Origin of the sequence: Paenibacillus sp. 276b (assembly GCF_900107875.1) — a bacterium.
GTDB lineage: Bacteria > Bacillota > Bacilli > Paenibacillales > Paenibacillaceae > Paenibacillus > Paenibacillus marchantiae.
Window position 1 is genome coordinate 85,426 of the sequence record NZ_FNRR01000009.1, and the last position, 11,758, is coordinate 97,183.

The 11,758-nt window shown below is 47.6% G+C and carries 14 protein-coding genes; 11 read left to right on the forward strand and 3 right to left on the reverse strand.

Features of this window, described 5'->3' with window-relative positions:
- Positions 1-43: 43 nt before the first annotated feature.
- Positions 44-1,234 carry a cation:proton antiporter gene (locus tag BLV50_RS28660; RefSeq protein ID WP_063566541.1) on the reverse strand — a complete coding sequence of 397 codons (1,191 nt, stop codon included), beginning with the start codon at positions 1,232-1,234 and terminating at the stop codon, positions 44-46.
- A 375-nt stretch (positions 1,235-1,609) separates the two neighbouring features.
- On the opposite strand from BLV50_RS28660, the gene BLV50_RS28665 reads away from it, so the two are divergent.
- The 5 genes from BLV50_RS28665 to BLV50_RS28680 all read left to right on the forward strand — a co-directional run bounded on the left by BLV50_RS28665 (position 1,610) and on the right by BLV50_RS28680 (position 4,883).
- Positions 1,610-2,194 (forward strand): DUF420 domain-containing protein, encoded by a 585-nt coding sequence (locus BLV50_RS28665; RefSeq protein WP_170867957.1) that lies wholly within the window; start codon positions 1,610-1,612, stop codon positions 2,192-2,194.
- Positions 2,195-2,266: 72 nt separating this feature from the next.
- On the forward strand, positions 2,267-3,010 hold the full coding sequence (gene gpmA, locus BLV50_RS28670) for a 2,3-diphosphoglycerate-dependent phosphoglycerate mutase (protein ID WP_063566542.1): 744 nt from the start codon (positions 2,267-2,269) through the stop codon (positions 3,008-3,010).
- A 227-nt stretch (positions 3,011-3,237) separates the two neighbouring features.
- Positions 3,238-3,411: a hypothetical protein gene (locus BLV50_RS32970; RefSeq protein ID WP_161490622.1), complete on the forward strand. Its 174-nt coding sequence runs from the start codon at positions 3,238-3,240 to the stop codon at positions 3,409-3,411.
- A 152-nt stretch (positions 3,412-3,563) separates the two neighbouring features.
- Complete coding sequence (locus BLV50_RS28675) at positions 3,564-4,472, forward strand: aldo/keto reductase (protein ID WP_090811341.1); 909 nt, start codon at positions 3,564-3,566, stop codon at positions 4,470-4,472.
- 84 nt (positions 4,473-4,556) lie between these two features.
- Entirely contained in the window at positions 4,557-4,883 is a 327-nt protein-coding gene (locus tag BLV50_RS28680; RefSeq protein ID WP_090811343.1) for a thioredoxin family protein, read from the forward strand.
- A 204-nt stretch (positions 4,884-5,087) separates the two neighbouring features.
- On the opposite strand, the gene BLV50_RS28685 is transcribed toward BLV50_RS28680, so the two are convergent.
- A complete protein-coding gene (locus tag BLV50_RS28685; protein ID WP_063566628.1) occupies positions 5,088-5,876 on the reverse strand; it encodes an undecaprenyl-diphosphate phosphatase in 789 nt (262 codons plus the stop codon).
- A gap of 239 nt (positions 5,877-6,115) precedes the next feature.
- Between BLV50_RS28685 and BLV50_RS28690 the strand changes: the two genes are divergently transcribed.
- The 5 genes from BLV50_RS28690 (at position 6,116) to BLV50_RS28710 (ending at position 9,640) form a co-directional block, all read left to right on the forward strand.
- A complete protein-coding gene (locus tag BLV50_RS28690) occupies positions 6,116-6,748 on the forward strand; it encodes a TetR/AcrR family transcriptional regulator (RefSeq protein ID WP_090811345.1) in 633 nt (210 codons plus the stop codon).
- Positions 6,749-6,926: 178 nt separating this feature from the next.
- Positions 6,927-7,760, forward strand: coding sequence for a substrate-binding periplasmic protein (locus tag BLV50_RS28695; protein ID WP_090811428.1), 834 nt, complete (start codon positions 6,927-6,929; stop codon positions 7,758-7,760).
- Between the two features lie 31 nt (positions 7,761-7,791).
- Positions 7,792-8,436: an amino acid ABC transporter permease gene (locus BLV50_RS28700; RefSeq protein ID WP_090811347.1), complete on the forward strand. Its 645-nt coding sequence runs from the start codon at positions 7,792-7,794 to the stop codon at positions 8,434-8,436.
- Between the two features lie 16 nt (positions 8,437-8,452).
- On the forward strand, positions 8,453-9,199 hold the full coding sequence (locus BLV50_RS28705) for an amino acid ABC transporter ATP-binding protein (protein WP_072735571.1): 747 nt from the start codon (positions 8,453-8,455) through the stop codon (positions 9,197-9,199).
- An 18-nt stretch (positions 9,200-9,217) separates the two neighbouring features.
- Complete coding sequence (locus BLV50_RS28710; RefSeq protein WP_024631426.1) at positions 9,218-9,640, forward strand: OsmC family protein; 423 nt, start codon at positions 9,218-9,220, stop codon at positions 9,638-9,640.
- A 97-nt stretch (positions 9,641-9,737) separates the two neighbouring features.
- Here BLV50_RS28710 and BLV50_RS28715 read toward each other — a convergent pair whose 3' ends face one another.
- Entirely contained in the window at positions 9,738-10,349 is a 612-nt protein-coding gene (locus tag BLV50_RS28715) for a TetR/AcrR family transcriptional regulator (RefSeq protein WP_063566548.1), read from the reverse strand.
- Positions 10,350-10,492: 143 nt separating this feature from the next.
- Between BLV50_RS28715 and BLV50_RS28720 the strand changes: the two genes are divergently transcribed.
- On the forward strand, positions 10,493-11,671 hold the full coding sequence (locus BLV50_RS28720) for an MFS transporter (protein ID WP_090811349.1): 1,179 nt from the start codon (positions 10,493-10,495) through the stop codon (positions 11,669-11,671).
- The last annotated feature ends 87 nt before the right edge of the window (positions 11,672-11,758 follow it).

The window sequence follows — 11,758 nt, forward strand, 5'->3', positions numbered from 1 at the left end:
AGCCCACCGCAATATGCACGGTGAGCTGATAATAAATTTGGCTTCACCCATTCAAATGGGATTCCTCAATGCCTTTTTCAACCTGTGGCTCCCCTTTTTTGCGTGCAAAGGTGATTTTGAGTAAAGGTGGCGTAACCAGGGTTGTAACGATAACCATGATGACTACACTGGTGAAGTACTCAGGGTCGAGTAATCCGGAAGCAAGTCCAGTGGAAGCAATAATGAGAGCAACTTCCCCTCGGGAAATCATGCCTGCACCGATGGCGAGGGAGGACGAGCGATCAAATCCGGTCAGACGCGCACCTGCTCCTCCGCCCAGCAGCTTGGTTACAATGGCGATGAGACTGATGACGATAATGAACCAGATCTGTGAACCCACGCCGTCAAAAGTCACGTTCAAACCGATGCTTACAAAGAATACCGGAACAAAAATCCCGTACGCGATCGGTTCAAGTTTCGTTTCGACCTCATGTTTGAAGTTCGTTTGAGAGATGGCGATACCTGCCGCAAAAGCCCCGATAATGCCTGCAACACCCATCCATTCCGCAAAGTACGAAAAGCCAAAACAGATGATTAGTCCGGCTGTAATAACGGTCTCCGTGACCTTCAGCGGTGCCATCCACTTCATGATCCGTGGAACAAGGAACCAGCTGGCAGCGATAATGACAACAAAGAATAACAGCTTTTTGCCAATGAGCAGAGGGATTGAAGTATCGGTTGCCCCTGTTCCGAGCAAACTCATCATGACAGCGAGGATGACAACAACCAGTACATCATCGACGACAGCGGCTCCAAGAATCGTTGTACCCTCACGAGAGCTGAGCTGATTCATGTCTTTTAACGTTTGAACCGAAATGCTGACCGAAGTGGCACAGAACAGAAGTCCAAAGAACAAAGCGTGTGTCTGCGACATGCCGAACGCAGCGGCAGCTCCATAACCTCCGATGAATGGTAGAATGATACCACCCACGGCAACCGCAAAGGCTGCCTTCCAATTTTTCTTCAATTGCTCCAGATCCGTTTCGAGTCCAGCAATGAACATGAGCAGTAATACCCCAATTTCGGACATATAGTGGATGAAATCATCCGGCTGAACCCAGCCGAGCAGGGCAGGTCCAAGAATAACACCGACGATCAATTTGCCCAATACCGATGGTTGACCGAGTCTTACCGACAAATCTCCAGCCAACTTGGTGAAAATAAGAATGAGTGCGAGTACCAAAATAAATTCCATAGTTGTTCTCCCTTCCAGTAATAGCGTTTATAGGGTAACCAGCCCAAGGGAAGATCATTCCAGCCTTAAAAACAGAAAAAGGCATAAAACGGCGTATGTTAGTGTGCCGCTTTATGCCTTAAAAAAAGACAAGGAGGGCCCTTGGTGACAGGCTCCTCCAGTTCAACGCGTATGTGATTAATTACATTAATTATACCATGAATACAGGGTGGGGTAAACCAGTGATGGTGGGCTTTTAATGAAAATGGCCTGAAGGGGGCACTTTAAAGGTATCTGACGAGGCTTTTTGTTCAGAGTGTTGTCACTTAACAGTCGAGAAATGGCAAGATATAATGAGATAGAACATAGAAGTTAGGATATGAGGAGGATTTTTCATTGGGCAAACAGGACAAAGGGGACCCGAACATTCAATCCAATCAGATTGCCCCGACCAGTAATAAAAATTTTGCAGGTCTCATTATTACCATTTCCATTATCGCCAATGTCATTATTTTATTGTTGTTCTTTGCACCGTCGATCGGATACAAAGGCGATGTAGCCTTTGACATTACAGTGTTGCCGCGGTTTAACGCCGTTTTCAACAGCTTCACCTTTATCTTCCTGCTTGCGGCCCTGATTGCCATTATCAAGCGGAATGTGAAATTGCACAAACGTTTCATCCTTGCTGCATTTTCAACGACCCTTTTATTTCTCGTTACGTATCTGTCGTTCCACTATTTGTCTCCGGAAACGTCCAAATACGGCGGGGAAGGCATCATTCGTTCCATCTATTTCTTCATTCTGATCACACACAGCATTCTGGCAGCGATTATTGTGCCGCTTGCTTTGTTCACTCTGGTATGGGGCTGGACGAATCAATTGAAGAAACACCGTAAAATTGCTCGCTGGACGATGCCAATCTGGCTCTACGTGAGTTCCACGGGTGTAGTTGTATATCTGATGATGGCACCGTACTATTAATAATTTCACATATCATGGGCATATCCGGCTCGCCTTGCGGGTAATGGTTTCATGGAAGGAGGATTCACGCTTATGTACAGAGTCGTATTGATTCGCCATGGACAGAGTATGTGGAACGTGGAGAACCGTTTTACCGGTTGGACGGATGTGGATCTGACGACCGATGGATACGGAGAAGCGCGCAAAGCGGGAAAGATCCTGAAAGAACAGGGTTTTGATTTTGACTACGCTTATGCTTCAGTCCTCAAACGCTCCATTCGAACACTGGATATTGCACTTGATGAGATGGACCGGATGTGGATTCCGATCACGAAGACGTGGAAACTGAACGAACGTCACTATGGTGCACTGCAAGGACTGAATAAACAGCAGACTGCGCTGAAGTACGGTGAGGATCAGGTGAAGGAGTGGAGACGCTCCGTTAGCGTATCTCCCCCAGCACTGGACGAAACTGATGATCGGTATGTTCAGGACCAGGACAAGTATCAACGGTTGGGCTGCACCATCCCTCGTACCGAGAATTTGATGGATACATCGAAGCGGGTGCTGGAGTATTGGAATGCGGAGATCAAACCGGTTGTGTCAGCGGGCAAAAGGGTACTTATCTCCGCGCACGGGAATACGCTCCGTTCACTCGTCATGCATTTGGACCAAATGTCCGAAGCGGACGTAATGGCGCTTAATATCCCGACAGGCATTCCGCTGGTCTATGAACTGGATGAAGATCTGCATCCGATCGGGCATTTCTACCTCACTGCGGATGGCTCCACCTACAAACATGAGGAAATGACTCATGTCGCACCACCGTCCGATTGAAAGGACGATTGTTATGACTAAGCAGGTTATACAGTAGTAACAATGATCTCGACTTATACATCATGTTTGAAGATGGCTCCTGAATTTTCAATTTCAGGGGCCATCTTTTTTACGCTGTAATAAGCCATTCTCTAATTTAAGGCATCGCATCTGACGATTCGTTTTTCTCCCACAGGGTAATCTCAAGCAAGAGACGATGTACATTAATCCTGAAGGAGGAACAACATATGTCTAAAAAAAGTGGAATTATTGTAACAGCCATTGGAGCAGGCGTGACTTATTTGATGAGGAATAAAGAAGCAAGGGATAAGCTGTTCAGTACGGTATCAGGACTGATGAAAAACTCTAGTCCATCTTCAAAACCGTCTTATGGAAGCAAAAAAGGTTCACGTGTGATTTAAAATAGATTTTGGCATAGAGTCAATTAGCATGAGAAGCCCGGAGCTGGTATGGTCCCGGGTTTTTGTGTGCGCTCATATGTCATATGCGATTTTTGCCAGCAAGAATGATACAATGGAAACTTGCAGAACGTATGGAAGGGGATGCACAACATATGAAGAAAAATCGTCTGGGTTCATCCGAACTCATGGTTGGTGAAATTGGGTTAGGCTGTATGTCGCTTGGAACCGAAGTGAAACCTGCCGTAGCCTTGATTCATGAAGCATTGGATCGTGGCGTTAATCTTCTGGATACCGCTGACCTGTATGATGCAGGATTAAACGAAGAAATCGTGGGCCAGGCTATCCAGGGACGCCGGGAGCAGGTCATTGTGGCAACCAAGGTTGGTAATCGTCGCATACCGGGAAAAGAAGGCTGGTCATGGGACCCGTCTAAAGCCTATATAAAACAGGCTGTACGAGACAGCCTGAAACGGTTGCAGACAGATTATATCGATCTGTATCAACTGCATGGTGGCACTCTGGATGATCCAATTGAAGAGACGATCGAAGCCTTTGAGGAACTGAAGCAGGAAGGTCTTATCCGGTATTACGGCATATCCTCCATCCGGCCTAACGTGATTCGTGAATATGTGCAGAGAGCTTCCATTGTCAGCGTGATGAACCAATATAGCGTTGCGGATCGCCGGGCCGAAGAGGAAGTATTGCCTTTATTGGAGCAAAAGGGCATTAGCGTTATCGCTCGTGGACCTGTGGCAAGTGGGGTTCTCGCCGATTCTGGTGCTGCCAAGGCAGATAAGGGTTATTTGGATTATACTCCTGAGGAGTTGCACATCATACGAGAAGGCCTGAGCCGTTTGGTTACAGACAATCGCAGCATGGCTCAAACGGCCATTCGTTATGCTTTGGCGCATCCGGCTGTTGCCGCTGTCGTGCCAGGTGCCAGTTCGAGAGAGCAGTTGTTGCATAATATCGCTGCTTCGGAATCTGCACCACTTTCGGCTGCGGAGATTAACGAAATACGGGAGCTGAGTCCCGCCAATCTCTACAAGCAGCACCGTTAAACGTTGGCAGCCTATTTTCAATTGTAACTATACGAGGTACAATGAAGGTCAACCATAAAGAATCAAATAAGGGAGAGAAGACATATGGAAAGAATTCAAAGTGAACAACAATATCGCGATACAATTAATTCTGACGGAATGACCGTCATTAAATTTGATACAATCTGGTGTCCGGATTGCAAAAACCTGGATCGCTTTATCGGGGACGTTATCGACCAGCATGCGGATAAAACCTTCTATGCCCTCGATGCAGAAGAGTTCCTGCCGTTTGCTGAAGAGAACGGTGTACGCGGCATTCCAAGCCTGCTCGTATTCCAGAACGGCAAGAAAATTGCACATCTGCACAGCAAATGGGCAAAAACGCCTGCTCAAATCTCGGAGTACCTGCAAACTTTGGAGTCCAAGGTATAACCATAATCAGTTCGTTTAGATTGCAGTAGTTATATGAAACGCCTCCTATCGCTGATAGGGGGTGTTTTGGTGTTGGGGGAGGGGTGTAAAGGCAGAAATGAAAAATCCGTTTGTTGAAAAGGTTGTGCAAATTAAAAATGGCAACCTGGTTCCGAAAGGAACAGGTCGCCATTGGCTTTTTTGTTACATGACTTGAAGATAGGGTTACATCATTAAAATGATAAAGAATACGGCTGCCAGCACGAAGCGATACACTGCAAAGACGGTCAGACTCAGTTTTTTCAAAATAGACAGGAACGTCTTAATGGCAAGCATGGCTACGATAAATGCGGCAATGAATCCAATCGCGAAGATCGGGAAATCGCTGGTATTCAGATGATCGATACTTTTGTATAGATCATATCCTGTGGCTCCAATCATAATCGGCACAGAGACCAGGAATGTAAATTCTGCTGCGGCAACTCGGCTTACCCCTGCGAACAGTCCACCGGAGATCGTCGAACCGGAACGGGAGAAGCCTGGCCATAATGCGAGAATTTGAAAAAGACCCACTACAAATGCCTGTTTATACGTAATATCGTCTACATCATGGGTTGTAATGCGCTCGCTGCGGTGGCTCCAACGTTCAGCGATAATCATCAGAATACCACCAATAACAAGGCTGTACAGCACCGTTTGTGCTCCAAACAGATGCGCCTTGATCCAGTCCCGGAATACAAGTCCAATGACTACGGCAGGAACCATCGCCAAAAAGATATGTATGAGGTTCAGGCGGGAGGTGTAGCTCCTTTTGCCTCCGGTGAAGCGGAACATATCAATGAATTTGTTCCAGTACAGCACAACGACAGCTAGTACAGCTCCGAGTTGCACAACCACCTCAAACGTTTTGACTGACTCGTTGTCCTCCGATAATCCCAGCAAGTGGGCAGTCAGAATCATGTGTCCGGTTGAGGACACGGGCAAAAACTCAGTCAAACCTTCGATGATGCCCATAATAATCGATGATATAAAGTCCAATTCTCTTCCTCCTTGAAATGCAGATGACAGCTTATAGGCTGTCCTGCGTGACAATGCCTGCTCATTAGAACAAGGCTATCATCTATTATGATCACAAATGCGCCCAACTTCAACTTATGCTCGTAATGAATTGTTTAAAACCATATTGACAAAAACCTAGTTATCCAATAGGATATACATTAACTGACTGACTGATCAATCGGGAGGATAGGCAAATGTCTAAAAACAATCATTTGGAACCCGGAGAAGAACGCCGGGACCAAATTATACGCATAGCGATGGAGCGTTTTGCGACCCAGGGCTACCATCAGACGAAAATTTCCGATATTGTCCGGGAAGCCGGCGTCGCGCAAGGTACTTTTTACTGGCACTTCAAAAGTAAGGAGGCCATTGCGTCGGAAATTGTACTGACCGGCAGGGAGAAGTTGCTTGAAGCGATCGGACAAGGCTACCGCAAGGATGCCGGATCGGTTGAAGATATGGTGAGAGCTTCGGAACGGCTGTTTACCGACTTATTCTCCTTTGCAGCGGACAATCGTTATTTTATGGAGTTGTTGCTTAAAGGCATCGTGTCCGAGGATTCAGTACGGCGTCTGGTCGAGGAGACACGTAATGCAGTGGAACAAGCATTTCGCCACAACATGCAACGGGCCATTGAGCTGGGCATGCTGCCGGAATCCATGGATGTACCGCTTCGCGCTGCGCTGCTGGTTAGCATGATTGAAGGCATGATTACGCGCTGGCTGTTTGGCTCGGAGGAGTTGCACAGCAAGTTTTCATCAATGACAGCAACAAAGCTCGCAGCTGAGGCGGCAAGCTTTGAATTTTATGGACTGCTCGGCACATAAAAGTGTGCTGGCCCTGGTGCTTTATTTTCAACAACTGGATTAAATATTCACATGATTAAGCCAGCAGCAGGGAATAATGGGTACAACTGCAGTTTAGGAAGACAGGAAACAGAAAAATTTCAACAAGACATGACTACATGGATGAGAGGAAGTTAATGACATGAATAAAACATATGGAATGAAATCTCGCAAAGGCTGGACTTTAACAGCCCTGCTGCTAATGACCGTGCTGGTACTCAGCGCTTGTGGCAGTAAAACTACGGACAATGGAAGCAGCAATGGAGCACAGGCGAACAATGAACTGGAGCAGATCAAGTCTGCTGGCGTCATCAAAGTGGGCATGATGGGCACGTACGCTCCATACAACTTCCTGAACGATAAGAAAGAAATGGACGGCTACGATGCAGATATCGCACGTGAGGTTGCGAAGCGTCTTGGAGTTAAGGTGGAATTTGTATCCCAGGAGTTCTCCGGCCTGACACCAAGTCTGCAAGCCAAAAAGCTGGATGCCATTATCAGCCAGATGACCATTACTGATGATCGTAAGAAAGTACTGGATTTCAGTGATCCGTATATCACGAACCAAGTTAAAATCATTGTCAAAGAAGACAATAACGATATTACCAAGCTGGAAGATTTCAAAGGTAAAACGATTGGCGTAGGTTTGGGTACGAATGATGAATCATATCTGCGTAATGAAGTGTTGCCAAAAGTGGGAGACTTCACGATCAAAACCTATGACGATGTCATCTCTTCACTCAAAGATCTGAATGCTGGACGGATTGATGCCACAATCAACAACATGTATGCACTGAAACCCATTGTGGATGCCAACGGCTTCAACATCAAAGCCGTAGGTGAGCCAATCAAGAGTGACCAAGCTGGTATCGCTGTTCGCAAAGACAACCCGGAACTTGTAGCTGCATTGAATGATGCACTGAAAGGCATGAAGGATGACGGTACGTACAATACCATCTTCAAAAAATGGTTCGGTGAAGAGCCTGCGCAATAATGAACCGGCAGGGCGAAGGGAAGTTTGATCCATGGAATTGGTATTTGAGAATATCCCCTTCTTTCTGAAGGGGGCATATTACACGCTGTATGTAACTGTGATTTCAATGTTTTTTGCTTTTATCATTGGGTTGCTCGTCGCTATCGCGCGTCTGAAAGGACCGATGTGGCTTAGAATGATCGCCCGTTTCTACGTATCCATCATGCGGGGAACCCCGCTGTTGGTGCAATTATTCGTTATTTATTATGGGCTGGTCGATTATGGCGTAACGTTGGGCTCGCTCACCGCAGCCTGTCTCGGGCTTAGTCTGAATGCGGGTGCATTTCTGTCCGAAACGTTCCGCGGAGCAATTCAAGCTGTACCAAAAGGGCAGACGGAGGCCGCATATGCTACAGGCATGACACCGGCTCAAACGATGAGAAGGATTATATTCCCCCAAGCGGTGCGTATCGCGATCCCTCCAATGGGCAATACGTTTATCGGCATGCTGAAAGAAACATCACTTGTGGCAGCCCTCGGGGTTACGGAGTTGCTTCGCTCGGCACAGCTACTGGTCGCGCAATATTACGTTAATATGCCGTTTTATCTGGCGATTGGCGTGATCTACTGGATCATGAGTATCGGATTCTCGGCCATTCTGGAACAAGTGGAGCGCCGGCTTGCCCGGGCTTACTGATAGGAGGGGAGAACCGGTGATTACAACAACAGGATTGACCAAACGTTTTGGAAAAAATGAAGTTCTCACAAATATAGATCTGCATGTCGATGCCAAAGATATTGTGGTATTGCTCGGACCGAGTGGCTCTGGCAAGAGTACCTTACTGCGCTGTCTAAACGGACTGGAAGAGTTATCTGGAGGACAGATTGAAGTGAACGGTGTTGTGGTTAACAGCGCAGATCCGCTGCGAGTCCAGCGTGCCCGGGTACTGGAGATTCGTCGCCAGACCGGCATGGTCTTCCAGCAGTTCAATCTGTATCCGCACAAGACGGTGCTTGGCAATGTGATGGAAGGGCTCGTGACTGTGAAAAAAATCAAGCGGGACGAAGCGGCCGAACGCGGCCGGATTCTGCTGGATCGGGTCGGTCTTTCGGACAAGCAGGATGCATATCCATCCCGTTTGTCTGGTGGACAGCAGCAGCGCGTAGCGATTGCCCGCGCACTTGCCATGGAGCCTGAGGTGATGCTGTTTGACGAGCCTACCTCAGCCCTTGATCCCGAACTGGTGGGAGAAGTGCTCTCCGTTATGAAGGAGTTGGCACAGGAAGGCATGACGATGCTGGTCGTTACGCATGAGTTGAAGTTCGCCCGGAATGTGGCTAACAAAATCGTCTTTATGGCGGATGGATCAATTGTGGAAGAAGCGAGTCCACAGGCCTTTTTTGAACACCCGACCCAGGAGCGGACACGCAGATTTTTGCAGCAAATTACTGAATTCTAAGAAAGAAGGATAAACATCATGAATGTAACAACGGTATGGAAAGGCAAACGCGCATTTACTTCCGAAGGACCCTCTGGCTACGCGGTTGGCATGGATGCCACAGCAGCCTATGGTGGTGACAGCAAGGGTGCTACACCCATGGAATTGTTACTGGCAGGTCTCGGAGGTTGTATGGGGATCGATATCACGATGATTCTGGACGCTTTCCTGGACAAAATTACTGGCATTGAGATTGAAGCACAGGGTACACGTAGTGAAGGTATGCCGAAAGGATTTACTTCCATTGACCTGATCTTCAAGGTGGACGGCGATATCCCGGATTATCGGATCTGGAAAGCCATCCAAATGGCTGAAGAGAAGTATTGTGCAGTTTCCGCTTCGCTTAGCGCTGATATTCATCCCAAGCTGATTCTGAATGGGGTAGACACACCCCGTCCATAGCGGGACGGACATGGTTAAAGTATACAATGAAGAGGCACTTCCAATCATGGGAGTGCCTTTTTGATTGTTCTAACATTTCGACCATTAGGAAGTAAGGTCACGCTGGATGTTGAGCAAGGTCCCAGATGCCCATAATTTCGGTGATAGCCTGATCAAGCGTTGCAAAAGGGATACCGTCCCGGGCTTGTGTAGAAATGCCTTGCATAAAGGTATCAAATACGGTGGTCAGCATTGCCACATTCGTGGAGGCAGGCAGTTGGCCGATTTCTACAGCGCGCTGGATGCAAGCCTGCAGGCGGTTGCGAGTCAGCTTTCTTTTCTCGGCAGTTATGTCACGGATATGATTGTTTTTGGAAGAACATGTGCTGGCTGACAGCACAATTAAACAGCCAGATGGATGTGCGCTGTCTGTTTGCATTTTGGCGGTACTTCTTAAAGTTGTTTCAATTGCTTCTCTTGGAGATAGCGTAAGATCCGAGAAGCTTTCCGTAACGCGTCCAAATGAACCCATATATCGTTCAACCGCTTCTTTATAAAGAGCTTCTTTGGATTCAAAGGCTGCATAGAAGCTGGCTGCTGAAATATCCCCCATGACCGCTCGAAGTTGAAGCAATGAGGTGGCTTCGAATCCTTGTTCCCAAAAGAGCATCATTGCCTGCAACAGGGCTTCATCCCGATCAAAAATGCGCGGACGTCCGGTTCTTGCCATAAGAGATTCCCCCTCGTTTTTCTTAATTATATACTAATCGATCCAAAAGTCGTTGACAAGGTAGGAGAGGGTGGATAATATAAGGAATGATCGATCCATAATTCGATTCTATGTCCTATATTATTTAAAAAGGAGCTGCACAGATGTTCGATAAATCTTCTCAACGTTTCCCATGGTTTGGGCTGCTGGCCTTGGCGATGGCTGGTTTTATAGCTATTATGACTGAAACTCTTCCCGCGGGGTTGCTGCCGCAAATCAAGGAAGGGCTGCAGGTCTCTGAGGCAGGCGCAGGGCAGCTTGTCACATTTTATGCAGTAGGTTCTCTGATTGCCGCCATACCTGTGGCCGTGCTGACAAGGGGTTGGCGACGCCGTCCGCTTTTACTTCTAGCGATTATCGGTTTCCTGGTCTTCAACACCATTACAGCCCTCTCTTCAAACTATGTATTGACCCTTGTTGCTCGGTTTTTTGCCGGTGTTGCAGCCGGTGTCTCCTGGGGCTTGATTGGTAGCTATGCACTACGGATGGTGCCTGATCATCTCAAAGGCAGGGGCATGGCTGTTGCGATGATCGGTACACCGATTGCCTTATCATTCGGTGTTCCTGCAGGTACATTGCTCGGTTCCTTTATGGGCTGGCGCTCGGTATTCTGGCTGATGTCGCTGCTGGCGTTTGTATTGATCTTCTGGGTGCTCTGGAAAGTACCTGATTATCCGGGGCAGTCTGCTGATCAGCGCATTTCTTCAATAAAGGTGCTGCTGACTCCTGGCGTAATTCCCATTCTGGCTGTCGTTCTGGCCTGGATGCTTGCTCATAATATTTTGTACACCTATATTGCCCCTTTCCTCGCCGATGTCGGTCTGGAATCAAAGGTTGGACTTATGTTACTTGTATTTGGCCTGATGGCATTGGTGGGCATCTGGATTACAGGTATTCTTATTGATCGTTGGTTGCGTATGCTGGTTCTCATCAGTCTTGCGGGCTTTGCCCTGATCTCTCTGGTATTGGGTCTTTGGAGCGAGCACATTGCCGTTGTATTTAGTTCAGTTGCGCTCTGGGGTCTAACTTTTGGCGGTGCGGCTACACTGTTGCAGACCGCCCTTGCCCAAGCTGCCGGGGAGCAGGGTGTGGATATCGTTATGCCAATTAATACGACCGTTTGGAATCTCGCTATTGCTATTGGTGGATTAGCGGGAGGTGTGCTTCTGAATCAATGGGGAGCCTCGTCCTTTACCTGGGCTATCCTGTTCCTATCACTTGTAGCTCTGGTTGTTGCGCTGCGTGCCAAAGGACACGGTTTCCGCTCAGCACGCAGCCGCTAAGCCATCTGTTTTACTTCTTACATTAGAAATAGTTATACAAACTTCATGTTTGTTTTTCACTCAGCATACAGCCTTTTTTTGAAGCCC